Origin of the sequence: Pseudoalteromonas sp. SR44-2 (assembly GCF_014163745.1) — a bacterium.
Classification (GTDB): domain Bacteria; phylum Pseudomonadota; class Gammaproteobacteria; order Enterobacterales; family Alteromonadaceae; genus Pseudoalteromonas; species Pseudoalteromonas distincta.
On sequence record NZ_JACJDW010000027.1, the window covers coordinates 42185 to 57751 of the forward strand.

A 15567-nucleotide genomic window follows, 5' to 3' on the forward strand; every position below is an offset into this window, starting at 1 on the left:
GCTTTTCAAGCATATAAGGTTATGTATTTGAATAAAAAGTAATTCACATCGCATTGCTTATAGATTACTTAACCTGAACTTTGGTTAAGAGATTTACTAATGTATTGGATCATGGTGATATTTAAATTTATTTTCTCTAGCCAGAGATTTTTAGTGAAAACAAGGCGAATTTACGCGTCAATAGCGGGCCTATTGCAAGTAAATTCAACGCAGTTAGCGCTAAAAATAGCTGCTTGAGATAGATTTATTATCCAAAGTTCAGGTTAATTACTGCTTGCACTGCCGTTAGATGACGTGTTTAAGTTAACCTTTGCAAAAGGAGTCAAATGTACCCTGCAATGTGTTTATAAATTTCGCTACGTGCAAACCATCCATTAATGAGTGGTGTACATCGATAGCTAAAGGCATTGTACCTGTGTGTTTATCAAACTGACCAAATACAAATTTAGGAATGCCTAAACTCTCCCCTTCACTAAATGCATGCGAAAACGCACTAAAATTCAGCCACGGCAAAACAGATATATGAATTAAGTCGGCCTGCCCTTCTGTTTGGGCAAATGCATCAGAAAATAACGGCTGTTGTTTCGCTTTTTTGCTTACGTCACTTGCATGATTTGCAAACTCTTTAAAATCGCTTGCGCTATTAAAATAACTAAAAACAAACGTATCGTTTTCAGACAACTCAACCACACTTGCGCGAACACTATTAAGTAACCATGGCCTACTATCTATTATACGTAGCATTATTGAATCGTACTCATGGCACGCTTTTAAGGTGCAATATACATATGCTTGAAAAAAAGAAAATTGATTGGTTTTGCAATAGTCGTAAAGTGCTTGAGCATCTAAACGCACACACACATTAAAATAAGGCTGAGAAAAGTGTTTAAATAATTCAAAGTGTTGCTTTCTAGGCCAATTATCTAAATCGATAGGCTGCATGAGAGAAGTTGAGGGAGTCATAATTTGCCGCACAAAATTAAAAATAAAGTGTACCGCTGTTCAGTAATAATTGCATTAACTTACAGATAAACAAAAGGTGTGCAATTGCACACCCTTATATAAATTAGAACTTAGATCACAGACCGTTTTTAATGATCTCTTGCGCTAATTCGTCAGCAATTAAATGCGTTGATTTTTGCTCTTTTTCGCTGCGAGCAAAAATTTCAGTTAACGTATTAAAAATACCTTCAACATGTTTATTAGACGCTGCTGCACTGTAACCTTCTGGCGCTGTTTCGTAATAAACATTAATAATACCACCGGCGTTAATTACGTAATCTGGTGCATATAAAATGCCTTTTTCACGAATAACTTCACCGTGGCGAGATTCTGCCAGCTGATTATTAGCACAGCCTGCAATAATAGTCGCTTTTAAACGCGGTATCGTTAAATCGTTAATAGTTGCGCCTAATGCACAAGGTGCATAAACATCAACATCTAAGTCGTAAATGTCATCAATGCCAACCGCAGTTGCGCCAAAGTCACTTACTACACGATCAATGGCAGCTTGGTTAATATCAGTTACAAACAACTCAGCGCCCGCATCATGTAAATGTTTACATAAACCATAAGCAACAGCACCTAGACCTTGCACAGCCACTTTCACACCTGCAAAATTTTGATGGCCACGTTGATGCTGTAGCGCTGCTTTAATTCCTAAAAAAGTACCGTATGCTGTAAATGGCGATGGGTTACCGCTTTTACCTTCAAGGCCCAGTACGTAATTAGTTTCTTTATTCATAATAGCTACATCAGCACATGTGATGTTTACATCTTCTGCTGAGTAATAGCTGCCATTTAATCGCTCTAATTGACGACCAAATGCACGGAATAATTGCTCAGATTTAATTTCTTTCGCATTACCTATAATTACAGATTTACCGCCACCAAAGGGTAAGCGCGCAACTGCATTTTTATAAGTCATGCCCTTTGATAAACGTAGCACGTCATAAACAGCATCTTCGTCGTTCGCATAATCCCACATTCTACATCCGCCAACTGCAGGACCTAGGTTGGTATTATGTACAGCAATAATTGCTTTTAAACCCGACTCTTCATCAGAACAAAAAACCACTTGTTCATGGTTATCAAATTCAACTCGATTAAACACAGCCACTTAAAATACTCCGAAATAGTTAACCCGTGAGAGGGTATGCGCGCTGGAAATTGCCGAGACTTTATCACTTCATATACGTGTTCGCTATACTCACAGATGATAAAACCAATGAAAACATTAAGCTTAAATTAAATAACCTAATTAAAACTTTTATATAGATAAAAAATTTACAAAACCGTCATTTTTAAGTTTTAAATACTATAAATATAAGAACCACACCGACTTACGTTTACGTGAACGTAATGCAATTGTTGCATGTAAAGTTTAATATACAAGTGCTACCTGGCTGCTACGTACTGGTGCCTATAGGTTTCCAGTAAAAAGTAAGCTTTTTCGCAAACTGGTCAGAGCTGTAAACTTGCTAATAACTCTATTTAAAAAAACAAAAAAGCGAGCACTAGGCTCGCTTTTTAAAAATACAAAACGTACGTTATTTTAGCTTGCTATCAAGCTCTTCAATTTTAGCTTTCCAGATAGCAGGGCCTTGTGTATGCGCATTGGCGCCTTCACTGTCTACTGCAACAGTCACTGGCATATCTTCTACTTCAAATTCGTAAATAGCTTCCATACCTAAATCTTCAAAAGCTACAACACGCGCTTTTTTAATCGCTTTAGATACTAAGTAAGCTGCGCCGCCTACAGCCATCAAATAAACAGATTTATGCTCTTTAATAGACTCAACAGTCGCAGGGCCACGTTCAGCTTTACCAATCATGCCTACAATGCCTGTTTTTTCTAGCATCATATCGGTAAATTTATCCATGCGAGTGGCTGTTGTAGGGCCAGCAGGACCTACTGCTTCATCGCGTACCGCATCCACAGGGCCTACGTAATAAATAAATTTATTATCAAAGTCTACGCCCTCAGGTAAACCTTCACCTGAATTGATCATATCTTGCAAACGTTTATGCGCTGCATCACGACCTGTTAAAATAGTACCCGAAAGTAAAACGGTTTCACCCATTTTCCATTCTTGAACATCTTTTTTAGTCAGTGTATTTAAATCAACACGACGTGTGCCTTCGCCTACTTCAAATGTTACTTGTGGCCAATCTTCTAGTTTAGGTGCTTTTAAATTAGCAGGGCCAGAACCGTCAAGCGTAAAATGTACATGGCGAGTTGCCGCACAATTTGGGATCATTACTACAGGTTTTGAAGCGGCATGCGTTGGTGCCGTTTTAATTTTAACATCAACAACCGTTGTTAAACCGCCTAAGCCTTGTGCGCCAATACCTAATTTATTAGCACGATCAAAAATTTCTAAACGCAGTTTTTCTTCTGTTGTCTCTGCGCCGCGTTCCATTAGCTCATGGATATCAACCGGATCCATTAACGACTCTTTAGCCATTACTGCTGCTTTTTCAGCCGTACCACCAATACCTATACCTAGCATGCCTGGCGGACACCAACCAGCACCCATTGTTGGTAGTGTTTTTTCTACCCATGCAGCAACATCATCTGACGGGTTTAACATAACCATTTTACTTTTGTTTTCAGAGCCGCCGCCTTTAGCCGCAACCATTACTTCTACTTTTCCACCCGCTACTAAATCAATATGCACAACCGAAGGCGTATTATCTTTAGTGTTTTTACGTGTGCCAGCAGGGTCTGCAACAATAGATGCACGTAAAGGGTTATCTGGATTTAAATATGCACGACGAGTACCTTCATCAACCATTTGTTGAACGGTTAAATCTGTTTTATCCCACTTAACATCCATACCTACTTTAACAAAACAGGTAATAATACCGGTGTCTTGGCAAAGTGGACGCTTGCCTTCAGCCGACATGCGTGAGTTAATTAAAATTTGTGCAATGGCGTCTTTAGCCGCTTTACTTTGTTCTTTGTTGTACGCTTTTTCGAGTGCTTGAACAAAATCAAGTGGGTGATAGAACGAAATATATTGCAATGCATCTTCAATGCTATCAATAAAGTCTTGCTGACAAATTGTACTCATAGTGGTTCCTTAAGTTACCGTTACGCGTTGTCGCGTAATCTAAATCAAACCGGTGACGGTGGTTTGCACTGTTTTTTGCAGCTTAGTGCTGCCAAAAAATTTGACTTATGATACCCTCCCAGCCCGTTTCGAGCCAGTTCTTAAAGGGGCAGTAAATGCTAAACAATAAAAAAAATTGTATTAAATTAGGCATAACACAAAACTGCATTGACGTTTTTGCGCATTTTTCACATTTGCCTTACGCAATTCTATTAGATTCTGCAAATAGTAATCATATAAACAGCCGTTTTGATATTATTGCCATTGAGCCGCAAAGTACCCTTGAAGTAAAAAATAATAAAAGCTTTTTAAATAATATAGAAAGTAGTGATAACTGCTTTGAAATTATGAATAATGAGCTTTCGCATCTTGCTAAAACAAAAGCCGATTACGATTTACCCTTTAACGGCGGCTGGCTTGGCTACTTTGGCTACGACTTAGGGCGTACAATTGAAAACATCCCCACTCATGCCATTGAAGACATTAATCTTCCCCAAATGGCTATTGGCCTTTACTTAGATGCCCTTATTTACGACAAGCAGCAACAAAGCTGGTTTTATGTATCGCAGCCAAACACCGATCGATTAGCGCTTTATGAGCAATACTTAAATACACACGCTAACTCCCAAGTTAATACGCAGTCCTTTGCCCTAAACAGCGACTGGCAATCAAATATGAGCGAAACGGAATACGCTGCAAAGTTTGCCCAAATTGAGGAGTATCTAAAAAGTGGCGATTGTTACCAAATTAATTTAGCGCAGCGCTTTAACGCTCAGTTTGAAGGCTCCCCTTGGGCAGCTTATATTAAACTGCGTGAGGCAAATAAAGCGCCATTTTCGAGCTTTATAAATCACCCTCAAGGGGCAATTTTATCAATTTCCCCTGAGCGCTTTATATCTGTAAATAATAACGTTGTAGAAACCAAACCTATTAAAGGCACTCTGCCGCGAAAAGCGGATGCGCTGGAGGATCAACGCCAAGCCCAAATACTCGCAGCATCAGCTAAAGATCGCGCTGAAAACGTAATGATTGTTGATTTACTGCGTAACGACTTAGGCAAAGTGGCAAAACCTGGCAGCGTCCACGTCCCTTCCCTTTTTGCTATTGAAAGCTTTCCGGCAGTGCATCATTTAGTAAGCACGGTAACCTCAGAACTTGATGAAGGCAAAACAGCGGTCGATCAATTAAAAGCGGCTTTTCCGGGTGGCTCAATCACCGGTGCGCCCAAAATTAGAGCGATGGAAATAATTGAAGAACTAGAACCACATCGACGCAGCATTTATTGTGGTTCAATTGGTTATTTAAGTGCATGTGGAAATATGGATACGAGTATCACTATTCGCACCTTGGTGTGCCACAAAGCGCAAATTTACTGCTGGGCAGGTGGCGGAATAGTAGCTGATTCTAAAGTCGAATTGGAATATCAAGAAACTTACGATAAAGTAAATAAAATCCTCCCTTTATTAAAACAGTAGGTCGCTTTGAATAGTGAACACATTATGGCGCGGTTTCTGTTAAGCCCTACAGCTGCGCCAAACCAGTTAAAAGACACGCGTAAAAAACGTGCTAGCGCTGTTATGCTGCCAATTATTGATATAGATAATCATGCACATATTTTACTGTGTAAACGCCCTACTTATTTACACCATCACCCAGGGGAGATTTGTTTGCCCGGAGGTAAGTTTGAAGTAAGCGACATTACCCTTCGCACCACAGCCCTTCGCGAACTAAAAGAAGAGCTAAATATTGCCCAAAACAACGTTAATGTATTAGGTCACTTACCTGAGTATTCAACCTTAACGGGTTTTAGTATTAGCCCCTATGTGGGTTTACTCAAAAAAGACACCACCTGGGAAAATGACTATAATGAAGTACAAGCGAGCTTTTTACTCTCGGTCACTGAGTTAAATAACGAAGCTAATTGGCAACCCTTACCTTTTCAACGATTTGGGAAAACGGTTATTTTGCAAGGTTTTAAAACGCCACATGGTTTACTTTGGGGTGCGACAGCAAGCATTATAAAAAACTTTACAAAACAACTCGCCTTACCAGTTTAAATCTTCGTTATTAGTAGTTACACAATCACAATTCCACGTTATCATGCTCGACCGTTCAAAGAGCAGCTTCGTGCTGATAAAACAAAGTAGAGACACACACATTATGATCAGTGCATTTGATATGTTTAGCATTGGTATTGGCCCTTCGTCATCACACACCGTTGGCCCAATGCGCGCATCACGCTTATTTGTTAATGACCTACAAGAACAACAATTATTAGCAAATGTGACCGATATTAAAGTAGAGCTTTATGGCTCTTTGGGTCAAACAGGTGTTGGCCATGGCTCGGGTAAAGCCGTAATTCTTGGTTTAGCCGGTTATGACCCTGAAACTATAGATGCCGATTTAGTCGACGACATTTTAGCGACAATCGAAAAAGATCAGGTTATTTATTTAAACAAAACACACAAAGCTAAGTTTCCAAAACAAGGCGCTATTGTTTTTCATCGTCGCAAAACGCTGCCTAAGCACTCTAATGCAATGGAAATTATCGCCTCAAACAACGGCGAAAAAGTTTACAGCAAAGTATATTACTCTATTGGCGGTGGCTTTATTGTCACTGATGAAGAGTTTGAAAACGAAAAACAAGCAGCCCTTGATATTAGAGAAGAAAACCCAGCTCCTTTCCCTTTCAGTAGCGCAAAAGAGCTACTAGAGATGTGTAAAGAGTCAGGGCTTAGTGTTTCAAGCTTAATGATGAAGAACGAAAAAACACTACGCACTGAAGATGAAATAAAAGACACGCTGTTTCATATCTGGAAAGTAATGATGGCCTGTATTGACCGTGGTATGCGTACCGAAGGTATTTTACCTGGCGGCTTAAAAGTAAAGCGCCGAGCGCCTAGCTTATACTTAAAACTAAATATAGAGGTCAGTAACGACCCACTTCGTGCAATGGACTGGGTTGATTTATTTGCCCTTGCCGTAAACGAAGAAAATGCGGCAGGTGGCCGTGTAGTTACCGCACCAACTAATGGTGCTGCGGGTATTTTACCGGCTGTGCTTATGTACTATCACACATTTGTGAAAGAAGTAGACCGCGATATAGCCACGCGTTATTTATTAACCGCTGCTGCTATTGGTATTTTATATAAAAAGAATGCCTCTATATCGGGTGCCGAAGTAGGTTGCCAAGGTGAAGTCGGCGTTGCGTGCTCTATGGCTGCAGGCGCATTAACAGAAATTGTTGGTGGCAATGTTGTGCAAGTAGAAAACGCAGCAGAAATTGGTATGGAACATAATTTAGGCCTCACGTGCGACCCTGTTGGTGGCTTAGTACAAGTACCGTGTATTGAACGTAATGCAATGGGCGCGATTAAAGCAATTAATGCCTCACGTTTAGCTATACGTGGCAGTGGCGAGCAAAAGGTATCACTTGATAAAGTGATTAAGACCATGCTTGAAACTGGTAACGATATGAAAACTAAATATAAAGAAACCGCTCGCGGTGGATTAGCAGTTAATATTATCGAATGTTAATCAGCTCGCTATAAAAAGAAAAAGCCGCCTATTTTTAAAATAGGCGGCTTTTTTATTATTCGTTTAATGTAGTGACATTATTTAACGGGTAACTCTATATCTGCAAATAACTTATCTACGTCATCTTGGTTACGTAACAAGCTTGCTCGCTCTACGCGCTCTTTAGTTAAGTGCGGTGCAAAACGTTCAATAAAATCATACATGTAAGTACGTAAAAAGCTGCCCTTTCTAAAACCAATTTTGGTCGTGCTTGCTTCAAATAAGTGGCTTGCATCAATACACACTAAATCGGTATCGCTCACTTGATCTATCGCCATTGAAGCGACAACACCAACTCCTAAACCCAGTCGTACGTATGTTTTTATAACATCAGCATCGGTTGCAGTAAATACAATGTGTGGCTCAAGTCCGTGTGCGCTAAATGCTTTATCTAACTCTGAGCGGCCCGTAAAACCAAATACATATGTAATGAGTGGATATTGGGCAATGTCAGCAACAGTTAAACTATTTGCCTTTTTAGCGAGCGGATGGTCTTTAGCAACAACAATACTGCGATTCCAATGATAACAAGGCAACATAACTAAATCTGAATACAAATGCAGTGCTTCTGTTGCAATAGCAAAGTCGGCATCACCGCGTGCTGCAGCATCCGATATTTGCTGTGGAGTACCTTGGTGCATATGAAGCGATACCGCAGGGTATTTTTTCATAAACCCTTGAATAACGTTAGGCAAAGCATAACGGGCTTGGGTATGTGTTGTGGCAATATTTAACTTACCTTGATCAGGTAACGTATGCTCATTAGCAACGGCTTTAATACCTTCTACTTTGGAGAGTATTTCACGAGAAATATTAATTATATCTTCGCCAGCACCGGTTACATGCGTTAAATGTTTACCACTGCGACCAAAAATTTGTACACCCAACTCATCTTCTAACATGCGTACTTGTTTAGAAATTCCTGGCTGCGAGGTAAATAAACTCTCAGCAGTCGCTGAAACATTTAATTTATGATTTTGTACTTCTACGATGTATCTGAGTTGTTGTAATTTCATGGCTGCAAATTTTAACGTTATTATTCATATTATTTATAAAGGCAATACAGCTTAAAACCAAGTGTTATTTACGTAAAATATCACTTTAGGTCTTTAGGTGTGCAATTATCTGATTAGAGCTCAAGGCTAGCATAATAAATATGCTTGAGGTAGCGATGTTTATTCAGCTTTAGTTTATAAGCCCTTAGGGTGACTACGGTTTATAAAGAGCTCAACCTATCAATTTTTGGGTGTATTTTTTAAGTTAATCGGCGCAAAGCTACCCTGTTAACGTATATTTAATGTAAGATTAAATAATTAGGTTATATGTCCGAGAATTACACCATGATCGTTTCTATTATAATAGTGCTTATAGTTGCATTGATTGTGATTGCACTTTGGGTAAGTGCTGTACAACAACACAAAGAAAAACAAGAGGCAGAACGCCGCAAAGAGCTTACAAAACAAAAAGCTATAATAGAAGAAACAGAAGAAGCACTAATGAATAGTGCTAACATACCCCTGTCTGAGAATCTAATTCGTACGTTACAACGCCGTATTTACGAAGCTTTAAATACAATGGTTAATAACTCGCAAACATCTAAAGCACTTAAAAGCCGCTTAAGTGAAGCGAAAACGCACTTATCTAATCCCGTTCAAGATAATAGCAGTGAAGCTTTAACGCTACCGAATAATGACAAGCAACTTGTAGGCTTAATTCAGGGCATTAAAAAATTACGCTCAATTTTACGCTCTGAACACAGTAAAGGTCGTATTGACAGCCAAGTTTTTGTTTTAGAAGATAAACGTCTTGAAAAACTACAACTGCGTATTAATATTGAAAGCCAAATAAAACGTGGCTTATCTGCCCGCTCAGCAAGTATGGTTGGCTCTGCAAGACAGTATTTTGAAAAAGCACAGGCAACGCTCAATGCAGTTACATACACCGATGAATATGTAACAACAAAACGCCAAGAAGTTGAAGGTTACTTAGAAGCAATTAGTGTTGAACTAAGAGCTTCTAATGCAAGCGCACTTAAAAAGAAAACAGAAGAAGAGCAAGACGACTTAGATATATTGTTTGCTCCTAAAAAGAAATGGTAGCGTTTTTATAAAAGCATTAAAAAGCCTGCACAAATTAAATTTGTGCAGGCTTTTTTTATTTTTCGTTAGCCATTAAGACAAAAATGCAAACTTGAAAACAAACAAGGCTGTTAATATCCAAACACTAATACTGACTTGATCTTTTTTACCACACAATACTTTAACCGCGGTGTAAGATATAAAGCCAAGCGCAATACCGTGTGCAATCGAGAACGTTAATGGTGTCATTAGCAACACAACCGTTACGGGAATTGCATCGGTCATATCATCCCAATCTACAAACTTTAAATTTTGTAGCATCAGTACAGCGACATATAAAATAGCACCTGCCGTAGCATAAGCCGGTACCATTTGTGCAAGCGGTGCAAAAAACATCATTAGTAAAAAGCAAATACCTACAACTACAGCCGTTAAGCCAGTACGTCCGCCAACAGATACACCAGCAACCGATTCTATATACGATGTAGTCGTAGACGTGCCTAGCATCGCACCTGCAATTGTTGCAGAGCTGTCAGCACTTAGTGCGCGTCCTAAACGAGGCATGTTACCTTTTTCATCAGCTAAACCAGCTTTTTGAGTGACTGCAACTAATGTACCCGAAGTATCAAAAAGATCGACAAACAAGAATGCAAAAATAACACTCATCATTGATATATCAAAAGCGGCGGCAAAATCTAGTTGCATAAAAGTAGGCATTATTGATGGTGGCATAGCCATAACACCGTGATATTCAACTAGCCCTAAACTTAGTGCAATGCCTGTCACTAATAAAATACTAATAAGTACACCGCTTTTAAAATCGCGGTATAAAAGCGCTGCAATTACAAAAAAGCTTAATATAGCTAATAATGGGCCTGGGGAAGTAATGTCGCCCAATTGCACTAGTGTTGCAGGGCTTGAGACAATAATGCCTGCATTTTTAAGGGCAATTAAGGCTAAAAAAGCACCAATACCTGTTGCGATAGCTCGCTTGAGCACCAGAGGTATGGCATTAATAATCCATTCTCTGACTTTAAATAAGCTTAAGAATAAAAATATACAACCCGACATAAAAACAGCCCCTAATGCGGCTTGCCAGGTATAACCCATTCCTAATACGACGCCATACGTAAAAAAGGCATTTAGTCCCATGCCAGGCGCTAATGCTAATGGATAATTAGCCCATAAGCCCATTATAAAACAGCCTATCGCAGCTGCTATACATGTCGCTACAAATGCAGCCCCTTGGTCCATCCCTGCCTCAGCAAGCATAGCCGGGTTTACAAATACAATGTATACCATAGTAATAAAGGTAGTTAGGCCAGCAACGCATTCGCGTTTAACTGTTGAATTATTTTCGCTGAGTTTAAATAAGGCTTCAAACATAATAAACTTGTGATAGTAAAAAGTGGCGAGATTTTAACATAAAAATTATCTTTTACAGGACATTTTACCTTGCTATATACTAAACTGTTAAAGTAGTTAAAATAATAAATGAACCAATATGCTTAAAACAACACCTTGTGAGCAAGACTTAGAGCAACAGCTAGACAACATTTTAGGTTTTGTTACTCAACCAGAAAGCAGCCCCGCGCCCATTGATAATAAAAAAGATGAGCAAAGTACTATTAATAAAGCCCTATATTATTTAAAAAATAATCAAGCTCCATTGGCTGCAAAATGGATGCGCCTTGCTGCAATGGCAGGAAACCATAGAGCACAGTTTTATTTAGGTTTATTTTTTGTAAAAGGTGAAGGCGTGCCACAAAGTGTATTTCATGCTGTAGCGTGGTTGAGCTTAGCGAGTAGCCAAGGGTATGCACCTGCCACTGCAGCGGTTACAGATATACGCAAACATATCGAAACTAAGCGATTTAAAGATGCTCAATGTTATGCAGCAAGTTTGTACGAACAAATTCACCAACTCCAGTTTTCTCATATGATCCCTCGCACGAGTGAAAACACATAAACCAACTAAGTTATAAGTACTGTATACAGTGTTGAAAAATACTGTATATAGTTACAAAGATACTCCTACACAGTATAAAACCCACAAATGAAGACACTACTCAAAAATTTATTTTAAAACAACCTTCTCAAAAACAAGCCTATAACAAGTTGATTAATAAAGAATTATAGATTTAAAAATAAAAAACAATGATCAAAGGCTGAATAACTGTACAAATAAATAGCATAAAATGCTTGCACGAAAGCACTGTATAAACTACTGTATATGAATACTGTATATGAATACTGTATAAAAACCCAGTGAGTGAAACTATGTTACAGCCTATTACCGTGCGAACAGTTAAAAGTTACCAACAAGACGAGCAAAGCGATTGCGTAAATTTGATCCAAATTGAAGATGAAATTTCAGCGACCTTTGAGCTTTTAAAAGTATTACACCAATACAATAGCTCTAATGCATGGACGTTATTAATTGCGCCAGATCATGTACCGAGCAAAGCTTTACTTGACTCATGCTCTATTGATACAAGTAAATTACTTGTTATTAGACAGAAGCACCTAGTAAATCTAGAGTATGTATTAAATTCTGCGTTACATAATGGAAACTTTGCAGCGGTAATCACCTGGACCGATATAGTTAATAACCAACTACTTACAAATCTATCGTTCGATTTAAGTAAAACGAATACAAAACTATACTGTTTTACTAAAAACGCACAAACAACAGAGATACCACTCGCTCAATAAGCTTGTTAAACTAATGTTTTAGACTTTGTATTATTATTATGACTTCACTCAATGCCATACTATGTTTTTGCAGCAGTGGGCACAATTATGCCGATTGCTGCGAGCCGCTTCACTTATCTGTAAAGCAAGCTGACACTCCTGAACAACTTATGCGCTCACGATTCAGCGCTTATGTTATTAAAAATGCAAAATATGTTTATCAAACCTACGCAAAAGAAAAACAAGCTGAGAATCCGGTTAAAGAAATCAATGATTTTGCTAACAGCTGTCGATTTATAAATCTTGATTTAATTGACTCAAGCCATGATGGCGATACTGGAACTGTAGAATTTAAAGCCCAATATTTTTATCAAAACTTATTTTGTGAGCTTCATGAAAAATCGCAGTTTATTAAAGAAAACACTCAATGGCGTTATTTAGATGGCACTATATATCCTGTTGAAGATATTAAAGTAGGCAGAAATGATAACTGCCCATGCGGTAGCAATAAAAAGTACAAAAAATGTCATAGCATGTAATCAATAATCTTATTTAATATTTATTACCTAAAAGGTGTTTTTAAGTGGCAGAGTGATTTATTAGCTAACTAAACTTAAAAACACACTTTGTTACGCCCTTGCATTTTAGACTCATACATTTTTTCATCTGCGATCTGCAACGTGTTTTTGTTATTTACGTATGGTTGTAGGGTTGCACCGCCAATACTAATAGTCACAAAATCATATTCTGAATATTTGTGTAATATTCCTAAATCGGCCACATTCTGTTTAATTTTATCAGCAACACAAATTGCACCTTCAGTGCTTGTATGCGGTAGAACAGCTACAAACTCTTCGCCGCCATAACGCGCAACAAAATCGGTTGGCCTTTGCAAACTATTAGTAATAGTTTGTGCTACTAGGTTTAACACCGTATCCCCCTGCACATGACCATAGATATCATTGTATTGCTTAAAGTAATCTATATCGATGAGTAATAGTGCATAGTCAACTTTTTCTCGTAAGGCGCTTCGTTCCATTTTAGAAAAATGTGCATCAAAATAACGGCGATTGAATACTTTAGTTAAATCATCTAAAAATACTTTTTGATTGAGTAAGTCGTGTTGAAGTTTCATCGTGATATGGGCGCGCACTCTTCTATATAAAGTTTCCGAGTTAGTTGGTTTCTTTATAAAATCTACAGCCCCTGCTTCCCAGCACTCTTCTTCTTGATTTTCAGATGAGGTTACAAAAATAACGGGGATATCTTGTGTTTCAGGTATATTTTTTAATTTTAGACATGTTTCAATACCACTCATTCCTTCCATATTAATATCGAGTAGTATTATATCTGGCGGATTATGTTTACAAATTTCAATCGCATCCTCACCACAGCTCGTTGTTGTTACACTAAAATGCTCTGATAATATTTTTTTTAATACAATTAAGCTTAATAGCTGATCATCAACGACAAGTACCTTAGAGTTCTTTAAGCTTAATTTCAATTGGTGGTCAGAGTAATTTATAGGCATGGTACAACTGTTTTGTTTTTTTAATTAAACACACCTTATATCACTATATTTTGTTATGTAAATGTTAATATAATAAAATTCTACTTATTAGTTACTAATAAAAATGATTTATGGTGAATCTTTAATGCATAAAAACAAAAAATGAGCCACTTGGGCTCATTTTAAAACTTCGAATACTTAATTTAGTTAAGTATTATTCGTCATCATCTAAATCTAATTGCTGACGTTGAGCAGGTCGAGCTAAAATCTCTACGTAGAAAGAGGTCAAACCTTGCTTTTCAATTTCGCCAATTTGGTTACTTAATTCAGCAACGTGCACAACTTGCGCATCTTCAGCTGTGTTACCAAACTTACAGTCAAATGCCCAATAGTCAGCATCTTCAGGTAGCGTTTTATTACGCTCTCTTTTCAAATATTTTTTCACTTCGTGCTTTGCAGCATCAACCATACGAGGGTATTTGATTTTCTCGTGATTTAGCGTGAATGTTTTCTTCATTACGTTCCTAATTACCTTGGTTTAATGATAATGGCATTTCATGTCATACCATTTGACGCCATTATAGCAATTGCATTTAATTTTTGGATGCTTTTTTTTCATTAAATCAATTATTAGCAAATATATAAAGCAGACCCGTTATAAAGCATATATTAACTGATGATTAATACAATCATATATCACACCGCAATAAGCTGAAGTGGTTGATGTATTGCATCATTATTAAGGCTGTCGTAAAAAGCAGCTGCATCTATAGGAGGATTCGCAAGTTGTGTTTGTTCGCTTTTAATTCTTCTTCTGACAGCAAGCTCACAGTTATCTATTATATTAAGTGGAATATGCTTATCATCATTTCTAATCGCAAGTGGTTCAGGCTTTAAGCACTGTTTTAGCTTAATACTTGTCATACCGCAGCGCTCTCCTTCTTGAGATATTAATGATGCATTAAACTGTCCAACCAACATATTGTATTCATCAGGGGCTAAAAGTTGCTTTGGACCTGCGCCAAATTGCTTTCTTAATGCCTCTTCTTCTATAACTAAATTATCTATTTCAGTTTTTGGTAAATGAAATTGGCTAAAGTCGAGTGCGTCATGTGACAGCATCGCTAATAATAGAGAAAATTCGCCACGGCGATTTTCATGCACACTATTATTGAGCCTACTGTTTAACTGACTCTCTGTGATTAACAAATCATCTATTTGCATAGTCTTTAGTCGATTGTGGTAACTGATAGATATTTATCGGCTTTATTTCAATTTTCTTTAGCTTTTTTCTTTACTTAAATACGCAATTTGCTATTATCAGCGCCGTTGCATTGGAGGGGTTCCCGAGCGGCCAAAGGGATCAGACTGTAAATCTGACGGCTCAGCCTTCGCTGGTTCGAATCCAGCTCCCTCCACCACTTTTCTTACCGCTAAGTTAAGTGGGGCCAAATGCAATAAAATTAGTGTGGAGGGGTTCCCGAGCGGCCAAAGGGATCAGACTGTAAATCTGACGGCTCAGCCTTCGCTGGTTCGAATCCAGCTCCCTCCACCACTTCTCTACTATTCCTATATTCCTATATTCCTATATTCC

Annotated in this window: 15 protein-coding genes and 2 tRNA genes; 9 read left to right on the plus strand and 8 right to left on the minus strand. The window is 38.1% G+C overall.

The features are described from left to right. Window positions 1–303: 303 nt before the first annotated feature. The 3 genes from H5115_RS15380 to H5115_RS15390 form a co-directional block, all read right to left on the minus strand. Window positions 304–942, minus strand: a complete 639-nt coding sequence (locus H5115_RS15380; protein WP_182694181.1) for a chloramphenicol acetyltransferase — start codon at window positions 940–942, stop codon at window positions 304–306. A 136-nt stretch (window positions 943–1078) separates the two neighbouring features. Continuing rightward, window positions 1079–2119: a Glu/Leu/Phe/Val dehydrogenase gene (locus H5115_RS15385; RefSeq protein WP_182673535.1), complete on the minus strand. Its 1041-nt coding sequence runs from the start codon at window positions 2117–2119 to the stop codon at window positions 1079–1081. A 430-nt stretch (window positions 2120–2549) separates the two neighbouring features. After that, window positions 2550–4076: a fumarate hydratase gene (locus H5115_RS15390; protein ID WP_007375888.1), complete on the minus strand. Its 1527-nt coding sequence runs from the start codon at window positions 4074–4076 to the stop codon at window positions 2550–2552. 155 nt (window positions 4077–4231) lie between these two features. Here H5115_RS15390 and pabB point away from each other — a divergent pair, with 155 nt between their 5' ends. The 3 genes from pabB (at window position 4232) to H5115_RS15405 (ending at window position 7652) form a co-directional block, all read left to right on the plus strand. Beyond that, window positions 4232–5590: an aminodeoxychorismate synthase component I gene (pabB, locus tag H5115_RS15395; protein WP_182756161.1), complete on the plus strand. Its 1359-nt coding sequence runs from the start codon at window positions 4232–4234 to the stop codon at window positions 5588–5590. 6 nt (window positions 5591–5596) lie between these two features. Further along, entirely contained in the window at window positions 5597–6172 is a 576-nt protein-coding gene (locus H5115_RS15400; RefSeq protein ID WP_182756163.1) for a CoA pyrophosphatase, read from the plus strand. A 103-nt stretch (window positions 6173–6275) separates the two neighbouring features. Continuing rightward, window positions 6276–7652, plus strand: coding sequence for an L-serine ammonia-lyase (locus tag H5115_RS15405; protein WP_024603668.1), 1377 nt, complete (start codon window positions 6276–6278; stop codon window positions 7650–7652). Window positions 7653–7729: 77 nt separating this feature from the next. On the opposite strand, the gene cysB is transcribed toward H5115_RS15405, so the two are convergent. Next, complete coding sequence (gene cysB / locus H5115_RS15410; RefSeq protein WP_002961670.1) at window positions 7730–8707, minus strand: HTH-type transcriptional regulator CysB; 978 nt, start codon at window positions 8705–8707, stop codon at window positions 7730–7732. Between the two features lie 324 nt (window positions 8708–9031). Here cysB and H5115_RS15415 point away from each other — a divergent pair, with 324 nt between their 5' ends. After that, on the plus strand, window positions 9032–9790 hold the full coding sequence (locus H5115_RS15415) for a hypothetical protein (RefSeq protein ID WP_182756165.1): 759 nt from the start codon (window positions 9032–9034) through the stop codon (window positions 9788–9790). A gap of 72 nt (window positions 9791–9862) precedes the next feature. Here H5115_RS15415 and H5115_RS15420 read toward each other — a convergent pair whose 3' ends face one another. After that, complete coding sequence (locus H5115_RS15420; RefSeq protein ID WP_182756167.1) at window positions 9863–11155, minus strand: NCS2 family permease; 1293 nt, start codon at window positions 11153–11155, stop codon at window positions 9863–9865. Between the two features lie 118 nt (window positions 11156–11273). On the opposite strand from H5115_RS15420, the gene H5115_RS15425 reads away from it, so the two are divergent. The 3 genes from H5115_RS15425 to H5115_RS15435 all read left to right on the plus strand — a co-directional run bounded on the left by H5115_RS15425 (window position 11274) and on the right by H5115_RS15435 (window position 13002). After that, the gene (locus H5115_RS15425; protein WP_002961427.1) at window positions 11274–11738 is read left to right on the plus strand and encodes a tetratricopeptide repeat protein; all 465 of its coding nucleotides are present in this window, start codon (window positions 11274–11276) and stop codon (window positions 11736–11738) included. A gap of 311 nt (window positions 11739–12049) precedes the next feature. Then, window positions 12050–12484: a SulA-like leucine-rich domain-containing protein gene (locus H5115_RS15430; RefSeq protein ID WP_002961428.1), complete on the plus strand. Its 435-nt coding sequence runs from the start codon at window positions 12050–12052 to the stop codon at window positions 12482–12484. 38 nt (window positions 12485–12522) lie between these two features. After that, window positions 12523–13002 (plus strand): YchJ family protein, encoded by a 480-nt coding sequence (locus H5115_RS15435; RefSeq protein ID WP_182756169.1) that lies wholly within the window; start codon window positions 12523–12525, stop codon window positions 13000–13002. A gap of 74 nt (window positions 13003–13076) precedes the next feature. Here the strand turns inward: H5115_RS15435 and H5115_RS15440 are convergent, their stop codons facing one another. The 3 genes from H5115_RS15440 to H5115_RS15450 all read right to left on the minus strand — a co-directional run bounded on the left by H5115_RS15440 (window position 13077) and on the right by H5115_RS15450 (window position 15197). After that, complete coding sequence (locus H5115_RS15440) at window positions 13077–13994, minus strand: diguanylate cyclase (protein WP_182756171.1); 918 nt, start codon at window positions 13992–13994, stop codon at window positions 13077–13079. Window positions 13995–14187: 193 nt separating this feature from the next. Next, complete coding sequence (locus H5115_RS15445; protein WP_002961433.1) at window positions 14188–14490, minus strand: DUF6172 family protein; 303 nt, start codon at window positions 14488–14490, stop codon at window positions 14188–14190. 179 nt (window positions 14491–14669) lie between these two features. Beyond that, a complete protein-coding gene (locus H5115_RS15450) occupies window positions 14670–15197 on the minus strand; it encodes a VC2046/SO_2500 family protein (protein WP_182756173.1) in 528 nt (175 codons plus the stop codon). Window positions 15198–15309: 112 nt separating this feature from the next. On the opposite strand from H5115_RS15450, the gene H5115_RS15455 reads away from it, so the two are divergent. Both H5115_RS15455 and H5115_RS15460 read left to right on the plus strand, forming a co-directional pair. Beyond that, window positions 15310–15394, plus strand: a tRNA-Tyr gene (locus H5115_RS15455). A 49-nt stretch (window positions 15395–15443) separates the two neighbouring features. Further along, window positions 15444–15528 (plus strand) — tRNA-Tyr (locus H5115_RS15460). Window positions 15529–15567: the final 39 nt, after the last annotated feature.